Origin of the sequence: Pseudobutyrivibrio sp. UC1225 (assembly GCF_900115215.1) — a bacterium.
In the GTDB taxonomy this organism is placed as follows: domain Bacteria; phylum Bacillota; class Clostridia; order Lachnospirales; family Lachnospiraceae; genus Pseudobutyrivibrio.
This window is the reverse complement of sequence record NZ_FOVQ01000006.1, coordinates 179,359-199,503: the sequence shown is the minus strand read 5'-3', so window position 1 is coordinate 199,503 and position 20,145 is coordinate 179,359. Positions and strand designations below refer to the sequence as shown.

General features: G+C 34.0%; 19 protein-coding genes and 1 pseudogene. 10 read left to right on the top strand and 10 right to left on the bottom strand.

Annotated features, from left to right (window positions below):
- Positions 1-126: 126 nt before the first annotated feature.
- The 9 genes from istB to BMZ41_RS09820 form a co-directional block, all read right to left on the bottom strand.
- Entirely contained in the window at positions 127-918 is a 792-nt protein-coding gene (gene istB, locus BMZ41_RS09860) for an IS21-like element helper ATPase IstB (RefSeq protein ID WP_177184204.1), read from the bottom strand.
- Between the two features lie 14 nt (positions 919-932).
- Positions 933-2,498 carry an IS21 family transposase gene (gene istA, locus BMZ41_RS09855; protein ID WP_090529170.1) on the bottom strand — a complete coding sequence of 522 codons (1,566 nt, stop codon included), beginning with the start codon at positions 2,496-2,498 and terminating at the stop codon, positions 933-935.
- 365 nt (positions 2,499-2,863) lie between these two features.
- A complete protein-coding gene (locus BMZ41_RS09850; protein ID WP_090529167.1) occupies positions 2,864-3,604 on the bottom strand; it encodes a DUF6033 family protein in 741 nt (246 codons plus the stop codon).
- A gap of 149 nt (positions 3,605-3,753) precedes the next feature.
- The gene (locus BMZ41_RS09845; protein ID WP_090529164.1) at positions 3,754-4,320 is read right to left on the bottom strand and encodes a hypothetical protein; all 567 of its coding nucleotides are present in this window, start codon (positions 4,318-4,320) and stop codon (positions 3,754-3,756) included.
- 23 nt (positions 4,321-4,343) lie between these two features.
- Positions 4,344-4,982, bottom strand: coding sequence for a hypothetical protein (locus BMZ41_RS09840; protein WP_090529161.1), 639 nt, complete (start codon positions 4,980-4,982; stop codon positions 4,344-4,346).
- Between the two features lie 173 nt (positions 4,983-5,155).
- Positions 5,156-5,650: a hypothetical protein gene (locus BMZ41_RS09835; protein WP_143071340.1), complete on the bottom strand. Its 495-nt coding sequence runs from the start codon at positions 5,648-5,650 to the stop codon at positions 5,156-5,158.
- A gap of 223 nt (positions 5,651-5,873) precedes the next feature.
- On the bottom strand, positions 5,874-6,446 hold the full coding sequence (locus BMZ41_RS16140; RefSeq protein ID WP_090529155.1) for an accessory gene regulator B family protein: 573 nt from the start codon (positions 6,444-6,446) through the stop codon (positions 5,874-5,876).
- 16 nt (positions 6,447-6,462) lie between these two features.
- The gene (locus tag BMZ41_RS09825) at positions 6,463-7,164 is read right to left on the bottom strand and encodes a LytR/AlgR family response regulator transcription factor (RefSeq protein ID WP_090529152.1); all 702 of its coding nucleotides are present in this window, start codon (positions 7,162-7,164) and stop codon (positions 6,463-6,465) included.
- Positions 7,145-8,503, bottom strand: a complete 1,359-nt coding sequence (locus BMZ41_RS09820; RefSeq protein ID WP_090529150.1) for a GHKL domain-containing protein — start codon at positions 8,501-8,503, stop codon at positions 7,145-7,147. Before BMZ41_RS09820 ends, BMZ41_RS09825 begins: the two co-directional genes overlap by 20 nt.
- 180 nt (positions 8,504-8,683) lie before the next feature.
- On the opposite strand from BMZ41_RS09820, the gene BMZ41_RS15450 reads away from it, so the two are divergent.
- From BMZ41_RS15450 to BMZ41_RS09795, 6 genes are all read left to right on the top strand, one after another.
- Positions 8,684-8,818, top strand: a complete 135-nt coding sequence (locus tag BMZ41_RS15450) for a cyclic lactone autoinducer peptide (protein ID WP_143071339.1) — start codon at positions 8,684-8,686, stop codon at positions 8,816-8,818.
- Positions 8,819-8,889: 71 nt separating this feature from the next.
- Complete coding sequence (locus BMZ41_RS09815) at positions 8,890-9,732, top strand: hypothetical protein (RefSeq protein ID WP_090529147.1); 843 nt, start codon at positions 8,890-8,892, stop codon at positions 9,730-9,732.
- A gap of 179 nt (positions 9,733-9,911) precedes the next feature.
- Positions 9,912-10,835 (top strand): hypothetical protein, encoded by a 924-nt coding sequence (locus BMZ41_RS09810; protein WP_090529145.1) that lies wholly within the window; start codon positions 9,912-9,914, stop codon positions 10,833-10,835.
- Between the two features lie 170 nt (positions 10,836-11,005).
- Positions 11,006-12,283, top strand: a complete 1,278-nt coding sequence (locus tag BMZ41_RS09805) for a DUF6033 family protein (RefSeq protein ID WP_090529142.1) — start codon at positions 11,006-11,008, stop codon at positions 12,281-12,283.
- 228 nt (positions 12,284-12,511) lie between these two features.
- Positions 12,512-12,724 carry a hypothetical protein gene (locus BMZ41_RS09800; RefSeq protein WP_090529139.1) on the top strand — a complete coding sequence of 71 codons (213 nt, stop codon included), beginning with the start codon at positions 12,512-12,514 and terminating at the stop codon, positions 12,722-12,724.
- 2 nt (positions 12,725-12,726) lie between these two features.
- Positions 12,727-12,951 (top strand): hypothetical protein, encoded by a 225-nt coding sequence (locus BMZ41_RS09795; protein WP_090529135.1) that lies wholly within the window; start codon positions 12,727-12,729, stop codon positions 12,949-12,951.
- A gap of 285 nt (positions 12,952-13,236) precedes the next feature.
- Here BMZ41_RS09795 and BMZ41_RS09790 read toward each other — a convergent pair.
- Positions 13,237-14,398: pseudogene (locus BMZ41_RS09790) on the bottom strand (IS110 family transposase).
- A gap of 268 nt (positions 14,399-14,666) precedes the next feature.
- Between BMZ41_RS09790 and BMZ41_RS09785 the strand changes: the two are divergent.
- The 4 genes from BMZ41_RS09785 (at position 14,667) to BMZ41_RS09770 (ending at position 20,130) form a co-directional block, all read left to right on the top strand.
- Positions 14,667-16,763, top strand: a complete 2,097-nt coding sequence (locus tag BMZ41_RS09785) for an AAA family ATPase (RefSeq protein ID WP_090529130.1) — start codon at positions 14,667-14,669, stop codon at positions 16,761-16,763.
- Positions 16,748-18,679, top strand: coding sequence for a UvrD-helicase domain-containing protein (locus BMZ41_RS09780; protein ID WP_090529127.1), 1,932 nt, complete (start codon positions 16,748-16,750; stop codon positions 18,677-18,679). The genes BMZ41_RS09785 and BMZ41_RS09780 overlap by 16 nt, the downstream gene beginning before the upstream one ends.
- A 135-nt stretch (positions 18,680-18,814) precedes the next feature.
- Positions 18,815-19,726, top strand: coding sequence for a GIY-YIG nuclease family protein (locus tag BMZ41_RS09775; RefSeq protein WP_090529124.1), 912 nt, complete (start codon positions 18,815-18,817; stop codon positions 19,724-19,726).
- Positions 19,727-19,743: 17 nt separating this feature from the next.
- On the top strand, positions 19,744-20,130 hold the full coding sequence (locus BMZ41_RS09770; protein ID WP_090529121.1) for a DUF2513 domain-containing protein: 387 nt from the start codon (positions 19,744-19,746) through the stop codon (positions 20,128-20,130).
- Positions 20,131-20,145: the final 15 nt, after the last annotated feature.

The following is a 20,145-nucleotide window of genomic DNA, read 5'->3' as shown; positions in this document are numbered from 1 at the left end:
TATGATTATTCTTGCCAATTTGGTACAAGCATCCTGTAACATTCGGACAATGGTTCCTGTATTATCCGGACAACGGTTCTAATAACATCCGGACAGGATTCCTGTACCAAGTTGACAAGATGACATCTATTTTCCTTCAGTATAATTGTTTGCGTTGGAACTGTCATCTCCAGCGTCAGCTGGCTGATGTTCCACCGTAGGTCTTCTTGATGGACCTTTTAGGTCGAAACGATATGCGTTTCGCACTATTCTGTCAAGTACCGCATCTGCAATAGTTGGATCCTTGAAAACCGAAGGCCACTCCTTCACTGGAAGCTGTGCTGAAATAGCGATAGCTCTTTGATGATGGTAACGTTCTTCTACAACCTCAAGGAAATCCTGAGTCATTGGCAAGTCCAGTTGTTTCATTCCAAAATCATCCAGAATGAGCAAATCAGGTTTTACCAAGTCACGCATCAGCTTATTGTAGGAGCCATCGCCCTTGCCTATGGTTAAGTCAGTTAGAAGTCTTGTAGTTCTATAACATCTAACCGAATAGCCAAAGATGCAGGCCGCTCTACCAAAGGCTGATAACAAGTAGGTCTTACCCACACCAGTGGCGCCTGTGATTATTAGGTTATTGCCATTTTTAATCCACTGGCAATCAGACAGCCTTGCCACATCAGCTTTCTTGAGTTTTCTGATGGAATCAAAATCGATGTTCTCTAGCGTTGCCGTTGGCTCTCTGAGAGAAGCTAGTTTTATAAGTCTGTCAGTTTTTGCCCGTTGCCTTGCGTCGTACTGAGCAGTGACAATCATTGCCATCCTCTCATCAAAAGGTAAATCTTCTGATGCTGGTAACTCATCCTGTCTTGCATACTCAAGACGCATTGCATGCAGCTTCATGGCTGATAATTGCTCGGCAGTTTGATAATTCATGATGGGCACCTCCTTTACATCCATTCTCCGATACGGAGATTTTCATGGTGTGGAGTTGGAGTGTCCGCATCGGAACTGCTTTGCTTAATTGGTAACATATCCTGACCATTCTTAAGAATGTTTTTCAGGGTTGTATATGTGACAGAGTTAAGACTAAGTGCTTTTTCACAGGCATTCTCGACTCTGGTATCACCATAAGTATGGCTGAAGTTTATTACAGCCATGCAGGATTTATAAGCCTGCTCTTCAAACTCATAAGAGGCTAAAAGCTTATCAACAAAGTTAAAGGTGTTTGGACCAATCCTAAAAGCCTTTTGCTTGTAGTAAGTACCATTTAATCCATTGAATTCAGCAATGGCTTTATGATTATCAGGCATATGCTCTGTAGTGGTTACATAGCGCTGACCTGCGTACCTTCTTTGGTGTATAGCGATTCTGTTTCCAACGCTATCGAAGATTTCAATCTTCTTAGCATAGGCATGAATTACAACACTACGCTTATAGTAGCTATACGGAACAGAATAATAAAAATCAGCAAATTTTACATGATAATTGTTTGGCACCTTGCTTACTTTCCTAGTTGTAAAGGCTTCAAAACGGTCCTGTGGTAATGGCCTGAGTGCTGGCTTATCTATAGCAATAAAGTTACTTTTTCTTGTTCCAGGACGATGCTTAAATTTTACTTCAACAAGCTCTAGGACACGTTCTCTTATGTCGTGATTAAGAGCTTCAAAGCTGTAATAGATTCGTCCCTTAAGCCATTCTAGAAGCCAGGTTTCAAGCCAGCCAACACCGGATTCAACAGAGGCTTTATCACGAGGCTTACGCACTCTTGCTGGGATAATAGCGACCTGATAATGACGAGCCAATGCATTGTATGCCTCATTAATCTTTGGATCATAAAGGTTTGTATGCACAACAGCTGTCTTGCAATTATCTGGAACAAGTATGCGTGGCAAACCACCATACCACTCAAAGGCATCTATGTGAGCCTGATTCCAGTTAAGCTGTGTTTCATCAGGAAAAGCTTCAACAAATGGATACGAACTGTCACCAAGTGTTGTAACAAAGAAATGAGCTTCATGTTTTTCACCTGTGATGTTATCCACGACACAAGGAAGCGTATCGCCAATCCAGTCGATAAATAGTTCCTTGCCTGGCTCTCTTTCCTGAGGCATGACAACATTTTTACCAGTGTTGTCTTTCCACTCATTGTACTTGGCACAGAATCTGCTGTAACTGTATCCATCAGGATACTCAGGACGGTATTCTTCCTGCCAAATGTATTGGAGGTTTCTTCTTGGATTATCAAGTAACTCCTTGTGATAAACCTCCCAGTCAGGTTCTTCTTTGGTTTGCTTACGCCCAAAAGCGTCAGGATAAATGAGCTCATTAATTCTAGCAGGAGATAATTGTAAAGCATCTTGGTATGTGAGCCCACATTTTTTGCAGCGTGACAAAATTTCAGAAACAGTTGATTTTGAACAGCCAGCTGCTTCTCCAATCTCACGACAAGTTAGATGAATTTCTTCCTTCAAGCGAAGGATTTCAGTAATAGTCATCATTGGTAGACACCTCATTTCATTACCCTCCTTAGAATGTATTTACATACATTCTAAGTGAGTAGAATTGCGATGTCATTTGTCCGGATGTTTCAGGAACCTTGTCCGAGTGTTATAGGAACGCTGTCCGGGAGTTACAGGAATGCTGTCCGAGTGTTACAAGAATCATCATCATAATTATGCACAGAAATGATGATATTATTTTTTTCATAATTAACCTCCCAAGTTATATTTTTTGATTAATCACATGTAGCTACATAAGATTAATATAACATTTGCTTAATAAATGACAATATAAAGTGCACGAAAAGCGTTATTAGATGTACGAACAACGCAATCATCTAGATGGAAGGTGATAATGAGATATTATGTATTTTATTTTCTCAAATATTCATGTTTAATGAATCCAATAACCCAAGTGAATCTTCAGCAAGTGTTGAATCAGATTTTTCTTGATTGCTTGAAGTATAGTAGAGAGATTTTGACATAAGAATTTGTTTGAGCTGACTTCCTTCTAGCATCTTTAGGTAAGCATCGGTTAGAGCAGATTTCTTTTGTTCAACATAATTTGATACTTTATTTTTATATTCTTCATCGGCCCACATTTCTCTAACTTCTTCCTCTGTTGAGAATGGACCATGACCGCATGTTCTACCTGTTTGTATTCCATCCCCAAAGTCATGTATTGTAAAGCAAAAATTACTGCATCCAGAACTAGCCACATCGGCAGCATGTCCAGCATAATTTTGTTCAAATGCCTGAATCCAACCATTAGCTTGTTGTTCATATTTAGAATCCTGCATCATTTTTTCAATAACAGATATATCAATTTCGATACTACATTGACCCATTTCTCCAAAATTTTCACCCACCTGATTCATGCTATTCTTATAACCAAGGTTATATCCCTTAGCATTTGTGCCATTAAAATAATCATCTAAGCGAAAAGAGATATTCGGATATTTGCTACACAATTGCTTGTAATACGCTAATGGGTCTTTAATCATGGACTCATTAGAAGATATATTCAACTGTGAATCAACTTTACCTGTGTTGTTATAAGTTTTTTTATAAGTAGCGTTTAAATTTGAAATATAGCTTGATGTTGTACTTACTATTTCCATAAAACTCCTTTCTTCAGCATATCTGTTAGTCTGAGCTGTGCTCCTCATTAGAATGCTAGAACAGGCTGTAAAGATAAAAAAGCGCTTATTCAACTTCATTCCGTTGAAATAAGCGCATCCTAGCTTTGACAATTTGTATTTAATATATATTATATCGTTGTATCAAAGGTACTTTCTTCAATTATCACTCCAGTGATATCTATATTTACAGAAGCAGCTATCGGTTGTTTATCTCTATTTGCTTTTGCCTCATCCCATGCCGCTTTATATGTCCTTACCATTTCTTGCAAAACTCGTTCTTCTATTTTTGTTGGAACAACTGCAAATCCAGAACCACCTGTATAACAAAGCACCTCTTCACCTTCTGCATCATAGTAATGTGTAGCTTGACCAAAACCATATTCATTTCCTGTGGAGATATATTTATTTCCTCCTAGTAATATTTCAAGGCTATTCAGTCCTCTAGTATTTGATTGATGCATCATAGAAACAGCAGCTCTTTTTAAAGCTTCCCTATCAGGGCCCACGCTTTTGTATTCATGAGTGAGTAGCTCTTTATATTCATCATCCATATATTTTCGTTTTTTAACATCTGCTTTTGCGAGCTCTGTAATTTTAGTTTTTAGTTCATCAGTCATCTTCCATTTTTTGTAGCGCACTGAATTAGACTTGAACATGTAATTGAAACTATTTCCAAATATACTACTTACTTCCATAGATAATCCTCCACAACTATGATTTAAAATAACATAATTCCATTAGCATTATAGGTTCCTGATTTCATAGCCAAAGCCTTATTAATAATTGTATCGATTGAGCTTGTACTACTCATAATTGATTTATAATATGCAGATGCAGTATTAAAAATGCTTTTTATATCATCTACTTTAGCTGCTTTTAGTTCATCCTGATTTACAGAAAGCTTTTTATCAGCTGATAATGTAATACCGATTTTGTTTAACGCATCTGCCTTTTCTTTGAATGCTTCAACAAATTCTGTTGAAAAACTATTCTTTAATGAACCACCACAATTATCTAGCGCTGAAATAGTACTATTATATGCTGTTACATAATTGTTGATATTTTTAATAAGCACACTATTGTCGTATTCTTTTCCAGATTCTGCTTTATACAGATCCTCTTTTCCTAGACTAGCCAAAGCATCTCCCAGATTATTAGCAGCCGTTTCTACTTTCTTGTATTTATCATTATCTTTTGTGGTACCAAATCCAAAGGACTCCATTTTTCGCTGATATTCCAATTCACTCTTTTCAATTAACTGGTTAATAAGCGGATTTCCTTTTTTGCTTTTATTAAGCATTGATAATAGGCCTTGGTTAGACTGATAGTATTCAAAAGAGTTTGTAACTAATTTCATATCATGCCTCCATAAGTATTCCATTTTGTCTATAATATATTTTTAACTTCACAAAATTTTAGGATTACAGTTATCAAAAAAATGAAGTCTGTTGGTTTCTCATGTTAATAAAGAGGAGCATTTATATAAAGGAAATCCTTTTCTAATAAATGCTCCTGCCTTGATTTATAAACTTAATTTTCAATATAGTATGTAATAGTCATTTTCACATTTGAATATTTAACTCCAGCCACAAATCTGGAACCAGCTGTAATAGGTGCAACATTTCTACCAGTCATACTTATTTGCCAAGTACCTTTGGCAGATAAATCATTAAAAACACTTGTGTTGGTAATATTTCCGCTTCCCCACGGAACATTTTGCACAAAACCGCTTGGATTAGTTATGGTCATTGACATTGGCGCTATTGCTCCCATTCCATTACCAATTTTTTTTGCATCAGTACAATCTATTTTTATAGAGTCAACCATAGCATTATCAGGCAAACCATTGAATTTAAAACTGATTGTATTTGATGTTCCTGTTCTCCCAGGTTCTAGTGCAAGTGACATTGCAGAACGTGATGTCACAGAACTACTCGTTGCCGCTATAGCCGTTAATGGTCTAATGCAAACACAGGTCACGACTAATATCATTACTAATAAAAACGAATTTAATTTTTTCTTCATAAAGTTCCATCCTTTCAAAAATACAAACCTCTAATGATTACAGCAATTAGATAGCAAATATAAAGGAATCTAATCATTTGGACAATCATGCCAATTTCCTCAAGAATTTTCGACGAGTTCATTCACCTCCAAGCAGCTTCAATCTAGCTTGAATATATCATGTCCTATTTTGATTTCAATAGATAATGCATGAATAACAATATTAGGAGCACGAATAACATAATTAGCTTAGTAAATGCATTCTATCTTTTAGAAAAAAATCTAGTAACAGAAGAATGCAATTCACAAAGATGGAGTAGTTTAGAGTCATTTTTATGTCATGAGGACATAATAGAGAAAGCATAAATGTGATAATGACAATTAGTGAAGAAAAGATTTTTTTATTTTTCGTTTCACTGTAGGATAGAGTAATTTTAGATGTTTCTCTAGGTGCTAGTAATAGTACTATAGCAAGAGAAAAAGCATATAGCAGAAATTCGAAAATCATAGGAAAATTTATTTTGCAGAAGAAAGAGACTAATATACCTATAGAGATGGTGTATAAAAAGCAGCGTAGATTACTTTTAGAATGAAGTCCGCCTGTTTGGTGCCTAAAGAGGGTAAAAACAGTAAGCCAGACTAATAGTTCTATAACAGTATGTGTATAAATTCCCCACAGAATAATAATTGAATCTGTGAGAACTTCATTTAGGGTACATTCTACTCCGTAGATAAAGACTTCTATATCATCAGAAGAATAGTTAGTATTAGAAATACTGATAAGTCTGGTAACAATGAGTTTGGATAAACTATGCATTTTTGAAGAATCCTTTTTAATCTAATCTTGTAGAATAATTAATAAATTTAGTTGATAAATCCTTTGCAAAGGAACGTCCGATGCTGGCTTCAGTACCATTTGATAGTTTTATAGTATTTTTAGAAATACTATATACATGAGCAAGATTCACTACAAAAGAACGATGTACTTGTACAAACGTAGACGGAAGATTATTAACAACCTCCCCAAATGATTTGTGCTCAGAATAAGTTTTGTCAGCAGTTACTATATCAACATTATGAAGGTTACTTACAAAGCAAATTATGTCTGCAAATGGAATAGATATAACATCTGAGCGGAAGTGGTATGTATAGACTTCGCTAAGAGATTTCTTATAAACATCATCAAGGCATTTTCCAATGCTGACAGGTTCTGCTGGCTTTAATAAGTAATTTAATGCGTGAACATTGTATCCCTGAAATACATATTCCCGAAAAGCAGTTATTATGATAATTTCCCCATCATAATTCATATTTCTAAGGTTATGTGCAAGCTCTATGCCTGACATTCCGCTCATCTCAATATCAAGAAAAATGACTGAGAGTTTTGGAATGGTTTTATTAGCTTTGAGAAAAGCTTCTGCGGATGAATAGGTAAATATATCATTTTTAACTTTTTTAGATTTACTCCAATTATTGATAATATCGTTAAGACGATTTGATTCTACAGGATTGTCTTCAATTATTGCGATATTCATTGGCTCCCTCCACTAGTGGAAACATAATAGATATAGTAAAAATGTTATTGTTAGTATTAATATCAATAATTCCGTCGAATTGCGCTGTGATTTCTTCGATTCTCTTTAATCCAAGTCCTGGTTTAGAAAAGTTTCTTTTTCTAGATAAAAAGTGGTTTTGGTCATCTACTTTATATTCTCCATTAAAAGAATTATCAATTTTAATAAGCATCATATTTTGTACGGGTTTTATTGAAAAATCAATAAATGGTTCAATTGTCGTATCTGAGGCCTTTTGTTCCATACAGGCTTCTATAGAGTTAGTGAATAGATTTCCCAACAAAGCACATGTGCTAAGGTCATCTAAAGGAAATAAGTCTGGTATGAAAATGGAGGTCCTTATACGAATCCCCTTCGATTTTGCTTCAGGAATTGTAGTTGAAATAATACAATCAATTGCAGTGTTACCTGTTGCAGGGAGATGGTGTGAGTCATCAACTACACTTAGGTATTGGCGGATATAAACTAGGGCGTCATTTACTTTTGATTCTTTTAATAAGTAGTTGATAGTATTTAAATGCAGAGTCAGCTCATGCTTCATCTGTCTTAATGATTCAGTAGATGCTATAAGATTAGAAAATTCTTTCTTTTCTAGTTCAAATAGTTGTTGTTTAGTGGTTAATTCGATATTTAAGGCATTTGCATACGCTAATTTGTATATGAATATTAGTAGTAAAAGAAATAGGGATATATAGATTGTGCATACCAAAATCATGTTATTGGTGAATGACTTGTCGTTGAATTTTTCAGCGGATTCTAATGTGATAGATGTTATATATTCTCCGAAGAAGAACCCTATGATACATACTAAAATATAGATTATTCTTTGAAAACGAGTCATGCTTAACTCATTGTTCTTAATATAGTGGAAAATAAAAACAAATGAAGCGATTGTAGCTATGTACAGCAATGTAAATGGAACTCTAAGAGCTCCGCCTGCATTAGTGGCAATGGTATTGGCACTAAAGAATAACTGAGGAATTAATGCGACGATACTATCGGCAGATAAGCATATAACAAAATAGATACTTGTCCATATTATTTTTTTTGACACAGAGTCACTGTAAAAGATAGCAGAGAAAAGGATACATATGAAGAAAATAAGAGAGAAACGAATAGGTATTGAAATATGAAATAAGCTTAGTAAACTTGTGGATAGAATAATCCCTAACAAATATAGAAGCTTTCCCAGTAAGGGAAAATCTGTTTTTGACGTTAGTTTATCATTCAAGAAGATACATAGTAGGCTGGATTCTACAATGTTTATAATTAGTTCCCATATATAGGATGTTAGTGTCATATTATTCTCCCCTCATATATTTGGTGTTCAACATTAGTTTATCATTACAAAAAAAAAGCAACAAGAGTGTTGAATGTTGTTCGTGCTTCTAATCGTGTCGTTCGTGCATTATCTATTGAAATGATTTTGGTAGATGATATATTTGAGTCAGAAAATGTATCTGTTGAGGAGGGGATTAGCATGAGTAAAAGACAGATTATGGCCAAGAAAGTATTACAGGCTACGGAATATGTGGCTAAGAAAAAGGCTAACTGTTTGTGTTTTGGACGGTTTTATGAGCCAAGACTACCTAAGAAGTTATTAAAAACTAAATAATTGCATGGAGGCATTTGAAATAGATATATTATGTAGCTATTTTGAATGCTTTTTTTGAAAGGAGAAACTATATGTATAGAAGAAAACACTTTAAACTTTTTAGAAGATTGTCTTTTGTAATTTGTTCGTTATTGCTATGTACAATGCTAAAAGTAGAATGTTTGGCGGCTACTACCAAAGAGGTTGAGAGTAACAATACGTATGATACTGCAACGCCAATACAACCATTTAGCCAAACTATGACTGGTTGTCTTAAAGGTTCAGATATAGGTCGTAATTATGTTTCTGGTAGTACATCGGCTTCAGATGAGGATTGGTATTCTGTATATCTTAATTCTGGTGAAAACCATTTTACTTGTCGAGATGGAAAAGGAATTCAATACTATGTAATTAATTCCTCTTTAAATACGGAAATTTTTTCTACGTATTTTAATGGTTCTAGAAGAACTGGATATCGATTTAGCATTCCTTCAACTGGAACTTATTATGTGCGTGTAATTGGTGATAAATCAAGTTCTGTTTCTTATAGTTTCTCGATTGGTGGTCCAGAGTATTCAGTTGACAAACTTATTGTCCCTTGTTCAGAAGGAACAATTACAATCAATTCTGGGGTAACTTCGAGAAATGTTCGATTTGATGTGAATAGTGGTACAGTCCCTAAAAGTGCTGTCGCATATTCATTAATTTTAAATGGTGTAAGATCAAGCCATGGACTTGATAATATAAGAGTAACTAATTGGGCAACCGGTAAGTCTGTTGTTTTGGGTAGATATACATATGATAAGAATAATATAGAATCGTTGAATATGAAAGTGTCTCCGAGATGGGATGCTACACTTTCTAGATCTGATTCATCAAAACGTATAACATTATCACCTGAATTAGCAATATATTATATTTATAAATTGGAATGAGATGATGAAATATAATTTATGATAAAATTTATAGAAATATTATGAGTACATTTAGGATTATACGGATTAAAATAATCTTGATAGACGATATATAACATATAGTAATGTTAAAGCAAAGGAAGCGCTTATTTCAATGGAATGAAGTTGAGATAGGTGCTTTCTTTTTCGGAGGATTAAATATGAGGATTAACAATACATTTTTAAATAACGATATTTCACTCTTGTCTATTTTATGTAGGAATAAAAAACAAATAGGAAATCGCAAGCCTCATTTAGATTCAATCATTAATAGAATTGATATAAAAACAAATATAACATTGGCTTCTATGAGTGAAAAATCTGAATGCTATGATAAGGATATCTATAAATTGGCAAAACCAGGATTAGCAGAACTGGAATGGTTTAATTTTCATTGTGATGGAGGCGTGGGTAACGAGGGGTCGATATTTAAGGATGGTAAGGAATATCTATATAAAGACTTTCCTGAGATTGAGTTGAGTTGGTGCCAAGAAATCAAGGCTGATGAAAACAATGTCATTAATTTAGAAAATGGTAGTTACTATAAATATACAGCTCCCGATGGAAAATCCTATCCCATGGCGGTTTGGAATAATAGTATTGGACAGCCTTTGATTGAAATGGCAAAAGGAAGGCAGAATGAAGGTGCAATGTGGTATGGAACATATTGGGATTGTATGTGTGAGTCACCTGATATACCAGATTATTTTGATATTTCCGATGATGATGAACGAAGGTTTTTGGAAGATGCAGGTATAAAACCAAATTCATTCTTTACACTAAAGATTGGTGACAGGACTGCAGAATACTTCTACAGTAAATCAGGTAATTATGGGGTATGCATACGAAAAGAAGATTATGATATGCAATATAAATCTTATACGGAGGGTAGAGGGTTTAGAGAAGCTCCTGTTGGAACTGTCATAAAAATAGATGGGAAAGATTATACAGTTGACTCTAGCCATCATGTAGATATTCCATATGGAGTAGATATTTGTAATACAGGAATGACATATTTTCAAGGCTATAATTGGCAAGATGATCCATTAACAGATCAGAGCTACAAAGATAAATATTTATTGTGAGGTTGTGTAGGACTATAGAAATTTTAATAATATTTTTTAAAGCTAAGGAAGCGCTTATTTCAACGGAGTGAAGTTGGGATAAGTGCTTTTTTAGATAAATTATTACCGCTCGGACCTTTCTGGAGAGCGGAGCAGCTTTGACTGACAGATGAGCTGCAGAAAGGAGTTTTATGGAAATAGGAAGTTCAACATTAAGCTATATATCTGATATAAGCGCTGCTTATAAACAAATATATAGCAAGACAAGTAAAGAGGATTTTAAAATAAATATTACCTCTGAAAATTCAAAGACTGATGACCCAGTAGCATATTACAAGCAATGGTGTAGTGAGTATCCGGATATTTCGTTTCGTTTAACTGATTATGAAAACGGAACAAATGCAAAAGGATATAACCTTGGGTACAACAATAGCATGAATCAAGTAGGTAATAATTTTGGCGAACTGTATCAGTGCAGTGTTGAAATTGATATATCTGTAATAAGAAAAATGATGAATGATTCAACATTTGAATCGAACACAAAAAATTATTTTCAATCTCTTATTGAACAGGTCTATCCTCAATTTCAAGCTACTGCAGTTAGCGATGGGATGTCGAATATGTGCATGAACATTGGCCTTGATGGAGATAGATTAGATTTTGGTGCCACATATACTCATTGTCATTTTTCTACAGAGGGAGAAGTAAGAAAAATGTGGGCGGATGAGGAGTATCAAAAAACGATAGGTCAAATATTTGATAAACAGAAAGCTGACCTTATAGATATCTATCTAAAAATGACAGAAAATTGTGTGCTTAAGATGAAGGAACTGGCTTCATCAGAATTTCTAAAAGAAGAGCCAACAGAGGATATTTCAGCAGGTATAAGTGAGCTTGATGAAAAGAAAAGAACAAGTGCTCATTTGTATGGTGCTATAGAAGAAATAAATCCAGATTCCATAGGAGAATCTTTAAAATCCATTGGCTTTATGACTTACAGTCTGAGTGAAGGTAAGAGTACAAAGGTTGTTGCTTATGTAGCTGAAGAAAGTACAGAAGAAAATCCTATCATATTATGTCGATGGAAAGATCAAGATGGAAATGTTAAAGCGTGCAAAGTTGACCTAAACAAAGTAAATCCTTTAGCTGCAAATGATATGGAGATGTTTGCATATCTAACTTATGAACAGGAGAAAGGAAACTGGATACCTGGTGCCATAAACAACTTTGAGGCTTATAGAAATCTTCGTGAAATGCAGGATGAATACTATCATTTTAACAATACCAGAGGCAATGGAGAATATTATCTCTTATCTTGCCAGAATAACGTAAATGAAATGATGGATACAATTTTGTCTTGGATGAAAGATATACAACATCCAGATGCAAAAAAATATTGTAATCAGATTTCAAGCTTTCTGGAGATGTTTAATCCAACAAGTGGCTATAGCTATGATGAAACTTTATAAAAAGCTTTTGATATCGACGCAGCTTTGATTGACAAAAAAGCATTGAAAATCTACATGCAAAATAGAGAGAAGAGGACAGTGTTACTGCTGTCCTCTTGCTGTTAAGAAATTAACTATTTTATTATTTTTAAAAATTGGGAAACATTATCGGCTACATTAAATGGACAATGTTCATAAAATGGTGTTATATTTAAATAAAGATTAAGACTAATATAGTGGGGGAAAATAATGAAAAGAATCTATTGTGCAGTTTTAGTAATAGCAATGCTTTGCACTGGCTGTACTCAAACAGTCTCAGAGAATACAACTGGAGAAGATTTCATAAATCCCATAACAGAAGAAGTGGAGGAATCAGTAGCAAGAACAAGAGTCTATGGTGCATTTACTGTTTTTTATGAAGGATTAATTCCAGAAAAAATACTAATGGCGAAACAAATGTAGCTATGATTGTTTCAGATTTTCAAAGCTATCCATATACAATTCCGTATTATGAAAATGTTGGCGATGAGTTAGAGCAGAATAGACCGTATACTTTCACTATTAAAGATATAATAATCGAAAAGCCTATTGAAGATTTAGAGGCAACGTCATTGAGTGATCTTTTATGGCTGACTGGAATAGAGGTTGTATCTTGTAGAGAATACTATGAAGATGAATTTGGTCTATAACAGAGAAAACTTCAATTTGAAACTTTAGATGAAAAATATATTTTGAACAATACACTAAGAAAATCCCGAATTTAAACTCTATAGATGAATATTTTGACAATCCTCATGAGCATGAGAGCTGCGACGATGGTTACACTAAAGAAACTGATCTGAATCAGGAGACCAGCTATGAATAGTCAAGAAAAAATTTAGCGAATAATTCGTTTGACTTATGAGGCTAAAAATAGCTGACCTTAACTAGACCTTCTAGCGAAGGCCTTTCAAAAAATCTATGTAAGACCTATGCTACTCTAGGTTAAAGGAAACATTATCAGTTAGCATCTTATAAATGATGCGAACGAGCTTACCTGCACAGTGGCCTAAAGCATTGTAATGCGAACGGCCTTCAGATACTTTCTGATGATAGTAATTATTGAAAGTCTTGTTTTTTAACAACATTATGTGCAGCCTTAATTAAGGCATAACGCAAGGCTCTTGAGCCGCGTTTTGACATACGAGTGTGCTTGGCTTCAAAGTTACCCGATTGGTAAACAGATGGATCAAGTCCAGCAAAGGCCAAAAGCTTACTCGGATTGGAGAATCGAGTGATATCACCGATTTCACCAAGAATCATACCGCCATTGACATAGCCAATGCCAGGTATGGTCATTATTACAGAATCCAACGATGTGACAATGTCTTTCATCTCGGATTCAATTAATTCTAACTGCCTATCCAATAGCTCAATCTGTTCAATAGACTGAGTGATTTGAATAGATAAAGATTTGTCGCTTGAACCGACAGACTTCTGTGCTAGAACTCTTAATTCTACTGCAGTTTCCTTTTGAAAATGACCTTTGGATGCGGCTTTCAAAAGGTGTGTAAGATGAGTCAAATGCATAGAGGCAATGGCTTCAGGCGTAGGTGCTTCTTTAAGAAGCGCATAGCATCCCTTATGATGTATTCCAGATTTAAAGAAATACTGTAGTTCAGGGAAAACTTGATCCAAGTAAGAAGTCAGCTGAATCTTTAATCGAGTTCGCTGCTTCACAATCTTTTGTCTGAACCTTCCGAGGTTCTTTAGCTGTATAAGACCTATGTCGTAGAGCGTAACGAACCTGTGGGGATGCATCATTAAAACTTTACAGATAATGATAGTATCAACCTTATCAGTCTTGGTTTTGCGAATGTTGTTCTTTCTCATTTGCGCAGTCTGAATAGGATTGATAAGGCAAACATTATAGCCTTTTGGTACTAAGAACATCAAAAGGTTGTTGCCATAGTGAGCCGTAGATTCAAGACCAATGATGATCTGGTCCTTCTCAAAAGAATTGAGTTTGGAAGCCAGTAGACAGAAGCCATCATTGTCATTTGTAAATTTAAAAGGCTCCAGTAGCACTTCGCCATCAGAAGATATGGCTGTAGCAAAGTGGTTGAGTTTGGCAATATCAATGCCGACGTAAATCATAACGTTCTCCTTTCAATTAAGATTGATACTGTGATATCCACCAACGATTATCCTCGTACACTTGATTGAAATAAGTGCTCTGATATAAATGGCACATCCAGCTTATAAACAATTCAGATAAAGGTAATGGCAATACACTCCTGTGTAGTAGTCAAAGCTACAGAAAACAAATCAAAAGTCCACAGTATCTGAATGTATTATGGCACAGTTATCAAAAAGAAAGGAAAGTAGATTAATTTGCTTCTGAATTAATCATACAAGGTTAATAATGAAACTTAGTAGTGTACAAATTAACAATTATCGACAATTTCAAAAAGCTGAGCTGACATTTGATAAAAATGTAACTATTTTGGCAGGTGCAAATAATAGTGGAAAGACATCCTTAATGTCACTGCTTAGAAAGATATTTGATAATAAAAAGTGGCGATATGAAAGTAAAGATATTCCAGCTACATGTATAAGGAGTTGGCTAGATGGTGTGTATTCAATATTTGAGAAAGCATATATTAATGGACTGACACTTGAAACAATTGAGAAAAATCTTATTGAGAAGCTGTTTCCTAGCAATAATCAGGATGATTGGTTAATTATGGAGACGACAAGAATTCGAATTAATGTGAATTATAATCCTTCTTCAGACGATATTAAGCTCTTTGCAGATTACATTATGGATTTAAGTGGTGCGGAACATGGATTCTATTTTGAATATGGTCATGAAATTGATCGAGCCCTTTTTATTAAAAATGTGGCTTCTAATCATGATAAATTGCAAAGACGATTTAATGAGTACGAAGAAAAAAAAGAAAAGAAAAAAAATTATAGACGAACTATAGAAAATATACTTGTAAGTATTTATGTATTATCACTAAAACCACATTGCTATTTTTGTGATAAAAACTATTTGAATTATTGTGAAATGGATGATATTAATGAGTTTCATAATCTTTTCAATTTCAAATTCATAAAAGCAGGAAGAAATCTAGATGATATAGAAACAGATTCTTCACATACTTTAAGCCAACAAATGGTGCAAATGGCTAAAACAGATGACGATTGGAATGACGTAATATCAAAGCTCCCAGATGAGTTAATTGCACCTATAGAAAATGAGAATATAGAAGAGAAGGTTAGGAACGCCTCGTTAAAATCTTTACAAGATACAATAAATGCCATAGCTTCAACTAATGGAGGAGCATCTGGCAAGCTTATGCTGAATATGGATATAACTGAGGAAAATGTAAGTGATTTTTTACAGCGAATAACTACAACGGCATATGAGGTAGATGGTTATTATTTAGGCGAAGAATCACAAGGCCTAGGTTACAGTAATATGATTAGCATGCACCTTAGTCTTCAAGCGTATAAAAAAACAATTGACCAGCTAAGGATAAATGTATTTTTTATAGAAGAGCCTGAATCCCATATGCATCCTCAAATGCAACAAGTATTTATAAAATACTTGCTAAAGTATTATAAAGATGAGGATATTCAAGGATTGGTATCGACTCATTCGAATGAGATGGTTCGTGTAACAGGCCTTAGTCATCTAAGAGTTATTCGTAAAAAAGGTGATTTTAAGAGTGAACTATATAATCCTTCTGTTATAGTAAAAAGATTAAGAGAAAGTTCTAAAGAGGAAGATCATGAACTTGCAAATTTCTTTGATTGGTTTTTTGAAATAGGCTATTCAGAAATTGTTTTTGCGGATAAAGCTATTATGTATGAAGGAGATACAGAGCGATTGTTAATTCGCAAATTAATGACTTTAAAAAGATATGAAAAACTAAGTCATCAGTACATAGCCTTTATACAAGTTGGCGGTGCATATGCATATAAATATGAAGAACTAGTAAATTTATTAGGGATAAAAACACTAATATTTACAGACATAGACTATGATGCTGATAAGATAAAAATTGAAGAAATAAAGAAATCATCTACAACTAATGCGACGATTAAGCATTTCTACAATGATGAAAATCCTATAAGTGTAAAAGATTTGTATAGATGGAAATCTTCTAATTCTAATATTGTTGGAGATAACATTTATATCGCTTTTCAGACTGATAAAGATGGATATACAAGAACTTTAGAAGAAGCGATGCTTGCAAAAAAGTATGGCATATCTGCTGAAGATACAAAAAAGAGATCCGAATGGAAGGATATTAAGAAAAATGATGGATTATGTTTTCCATTGCCGAATAATAAATTAGGGGAATCTGATAGTGAGTTTTCTGCTAGAGACTTATTGAAGTCAATGAAAGGCTCAAAAACAGATTTTATGTATTCTGTTGTTCTAAATGGATATGTTGAAGAAATGGAACCGCAATATATTAGTGAGGGATTAGCATGGCTACAGAATTAATAAAAAACATTTATTTGGTTAACGCTCCAGCAGGAAGTGGTAAAACAACAAAGATTCGCAAAATGGTTGAAGAACATTTGTATGAATATCCGCAGGATAATATCCTTTGTATTACATATACAAATAGAGCAGCTGAAGAGTTAGGAAAAAATATAGATAGTAGAAATGTTTTCTTTGGAACTATACATAGCTATATTAATTCTTTTTTGAAAAGTTTTTTTTCACATAAAGAAATCGTTGACCTTTATTGGGAAGAATATGGGGAAGCAATTGCAGCTAGAATTGAAAATAGTGGACAAGACCAACATATCAATGAAAGTAACCAGCGATATAGAGAAAAATACGGATGTTTATCTGTTGAAGAGATAAAAAAGAATATAAAAAGTATCTCTTATACCGAAGCTCCGTTCAATTCTTTGTATACAGGTGGATTGGGGCATGACGACTTAATAACATTTACTCGAAAGGTTTCAGAAAGATTTCCGATTGTAAGGAGAAAAATTGCTGATAAATTTCAAGTTGTATTTATTGATGAATATCAGGATACAAATGCAGATGTATTAAGGATATTTTATGATGCCATGCAAGATAGTTCTGGAGTAATGTATTTGCTAGGAGATAAAATGCAGCAAATCTATGATAATTATGATGGATCATTTGAAAAAGAATTTTCTTTAATGCAGCCACTTAATCTAGAAATTAACTATCGAGCAACACCTAAGTTAATTTCAATATTAAACAATATATATAATGATGAAAGATATTCGCAAAGGCCATTTGAAGGTAACAGTGATGATCAAATGGATTATAATCCAGAAGTAATAATAACATCGAATGTAGATGCTGTTATTCGCAGTAAACAAGAAAGATTTTCAGATATACTTGTATTATATCTTTTGAATAGTAGAAGATTTGAAGATATAGGAGCTGAGAATTTATATAATTCCGTTCGAAATATCGATGACTACAAGTTTGGCGGAAAGTATGGAGTGGTAGAAGTATTAACAACGAATGACGAATCAAATCCAGATAGACTTTTTCTAATGCTGTTTTTGCTAAGTATTATTAATGAGCTTTATACTTTAGAAAAGTATGGCAAGTTGCTTCGTTTCATTAAAAAAAATAAAAAATCTTTTAATTATGAGCAATGTAGAATTATGCATCATGAAGACAAGGAAAATGTTAAGAATGTCTTAGAAAAAGTTATTGATTGTTATAATTCCGAAGTAGCAATAAAAGAAATGCTTGTTAGAATTAAAAGGTATGACTTTATGAACGAAGAGCGAATAGTTGAAGTGCTTGAGGATTCTAAATATGAAGATGTGCTAAATGTACCTATGCATGAGTTTAGAGCTTTGTCTGATTACTTGCATGTGCAGAATATTTCAACTCAACATGGGGTTAAAGGTGAGAGTCATGATTCTGTTCTATTTGTAGCAGACGATGGTAATCAACCGAGTGTTAATATTAGTGGATTTTTTAAATATTGGTGTAAGCATGAATTAACACTCACACGTTTGGCTGAGTTCAGTTATGAGTATTCAAAGATGATTACTGAGATTGAGCGTAAAGTTGGTTCAAAAATTGATAAATCTATTTATCAGCAGAGTGCAAGTGAGCTTGAAAATATTATCAAAGATTTTGAAAATAGAAATAAAGAAGATGAAATTTTTGTAGCTTTATGTAAGGAATATTGGGATGCATATTTTATGAAACCTGGGGTTACGAGCTTTAAGAATGTAATAAAGAAAACCAGAATAAAATCTGTATTGATGGCATATAAGTTACTGTATGTAGGTTGTTCTAGAGCAAGGAAAAATTTAACTGTATTAATTGATAAGAACAAAGTAAATGATTTTTTGCCAGAATTAGAAGCAAAACTAAAAACTGTTGGGTTTAATGTAATTGTGGAATAATAATTAGTATAAAGTGCAATATAAATTGCATGGCTAAGGGGCACTTTGCGAATTTTACAATACATTCGAGCTATTCATTTATGAGAAAGATATAGTTTGAACGTAGTACGATTTATATAATAGAAGGGAAAACAGATGGGGACACTGAACTTAGTTGATATTATTAATTCAGCAAAACTACAGCTAGATGATGTAGTAGCAATTCGTCATGCTTTCAATAAAAAAGAGAATAGCGACGTTTGGGATAAAAATGATCGCAGCAATTTTGAAGAATATCAGAGCATACAGCCAACAGTAGATTTTTTTAAGAATAAAAAGTACGTATTGTCATTTATTGCGGATGGTAAGAATCATGCTAGATTTGTTGGCTGTTATGAAATCGTTAATCACTGTAACGCAAGTAAAGTAGATAAGAAGCCAGATTTTCCACATCAAGATTTCTATGATCGTCCAGGACATATTTACTTCAAAATGGTTTTATCTGATTACATGAAGGATCTAATTGATAGACTTGTTATAGATTGGCCTGGAGCAATCAGTTATGTACAGTATTTTAGAGAGGCGCTGGAAAAGAAGTTGGTTGTTTCTATTTATCCTGATAGTAAGCATGTTTTCCCAGGATATTATCGCGTGGCATGGGACTTTAGAACAATGCAAGAGTATGTAACAAATGAAGACCTATATGAGGAAATAGCAAACGCACTGAAAGAGGTCTATGCAATTTATCTTGTGGTTGATTCGAAAACTGGAAAATACTACGTTGGTTCAGCTTCTGGCAAAGATGGATTGTTTGGTCGATGGAGGACTTATGCTATAACCAACGGAAAAGGTGGAGGTACAAAAGAGGATTTGGAAGGCAATGTAGGGGTTGTGGAGTACTTGCAAGAGAATCCTAAAGCTTATCTGGATTTCCAATATAGTATTCTTGAAGTAGTTCATAAAACGGGGGACAAGGCAAAAGACAAGGAGGCTACTCTAGATGCAGAGAAAGTGTGGAAGCAAAAGCTTTGCACTTTAAATACAGCATGGGGACTTAATAGAAATTAATAATGTTGAGGGAATGTATGAAAAGAGATATGGATTTAATTAGAAAAATTATGCTGAGAATTGAGGAAGAATATGTTTCTACAGCAATTTATAACTTAAAAGTTGACGGTTACTCAGCTGATCAGGTTGCTACGCATTGCAAAATGTTATATGAAGCTGGACTTTTGGCAGATTATAAAGCTCAATATGCAGGAAATGAATTATACATGTTTGGTGTTAGCAATTTAACATGGGATGGATATGATTATCTAGATAAGATAAGAGATGATACTGTGTGGAAAAAAGTCAAGGATACTGCAAAGGAACACGGAGTTCCTTTAATGTTGGATACAGTTAAACAAATTTCCACTGCAATAATATCAGCGATGACAGAAGGAGCTATAAAGGCGATTGCAGGAGTTTAAAGTGGGTTGAGAGCG

Coding starts and splice junctions, on each gene's coding strand:
- BMZ41_RS09810 (WP_090529145.1), top strand. CDS start 9,912: ATGAGGATTAACAATACATTTTTAAATAACGATATTTCACTCTTGTCT.
- BMZ41_RS09785 (WP_090529130.1), top strand. CDS start 14,667: ATGAAACTTAGTAGTGTACAAATTAACAATTATCGACAATTTCAAAAA.
- istB (WP_177184204.1), bottom strand. CDS start 918: ATGAATTATCAAACTGCCGAGCAATTATCAGCCATGAAGCTGCATGCA.
- istA (WP_090529170.1), bottom strand. CDS start 2,498: ATGAGGTGTCTACCAATGATGACTATTACTGAAATCCTTCGCTTGAAG.
- BMZ41_RS09840 (WP_090529161.1), bottom strand. CDS start 4,982: ATGAAATTAGTTACAAACTCTTTTGAATACTATCAGTCTAACCAAGGC.
- BMZ41_RS09780 (WP_090529127.1), top strand. CDS start 16,748: ATGGCTACAGAATTAATAAAAAACATTTATTTGGTTAACGCTCCAGCA.
- BMZ41_RS09815 (WP_090529147.1), top strand. CDS start 8,890: ATGTATAGAAGAAAACACTTTAAACTTTTTAGAAGATTGTCTTTTGTA.
- BMZ41_RS09835 (WP_143071340.1), bottom strand. CDS start 5,650: ATGAAGAAAAAATTAAATTCGTTTTTATTAGTAATGATATTAGTCGTG.
- BMZ41_RS09795 (WP_090529135.1), top strand. CDS start 12,727: ATGATTGTTTCAGATTTTCAAAGCTATCCATATACAATTCCGTATTAT.
- BMZ41_RS09845 (WP_090529164.1), bottom strand. CDS start 4,320: ATGGAAGTAAGTAGTATATTTGGAAATAGTTTCAATTACATGTTCAAG.
- BMZ41_RS16140 (WP_090529155.1), bottom strand. CDS start 6,446: ATGCATAGTTTATCCAAACTCATTGTTACCAGACTTATCAGTATTTCT.
- BMZ41_RS15450 (WP_143071339.1), top strand. CDS start 8,684: ATGAGTAAAAGACAGATTATGGCCAAGAAAGTATTACAGGCTACGGAA.
- BMZ41_RS09805 (WP_090529142.1), top strand. CDS start 11,006: ATGGAAATAGGAAGTTCAACATTAAGCTATATATCTGATATAAGCGCT.
- BMZ41_RS09800 (WP_090529139.1), top strand. CDS start 12,512: ATGAAAAGAATCTATTGTGCAGTTTTAGTAATAGCAATGCTTTGCACT.
- BMZ41_RS09850 (WP_090529167.1), bottom strand. CDS start 3,604: ATGGAAATAGTAAGTACAACATCAAGCTATATTTCAAATTTAAACGCT.
- BMZ41_RS09775 (WP_090529124.1), top strand. CDS start 18,815: ATGGGGACACTGAACTTAGTTGATATTATTAATTCAGCAAAACTACAG.
- BMZ41_RS09820 (WP_090529150.1), bottom strand. CDS start 8,503: ATGACACTAACATCCTATATATGGGAACTAATTATAAACATTGTAGAA.
- BMZ41_RS09770 (WP_090529121.1), top strand. CDS start 19,744: ATGAAAAGAGATATGGATTTAATTAGAAAAATTATGCTGAGAATTGAG.
- BMZ41_RS09825 (WP_090529152.1), bottom strand. CDS start 7,164: ATGAATATCGCAATAATTGAAGACAATCCTGTAGAATCAAATCGTCTT.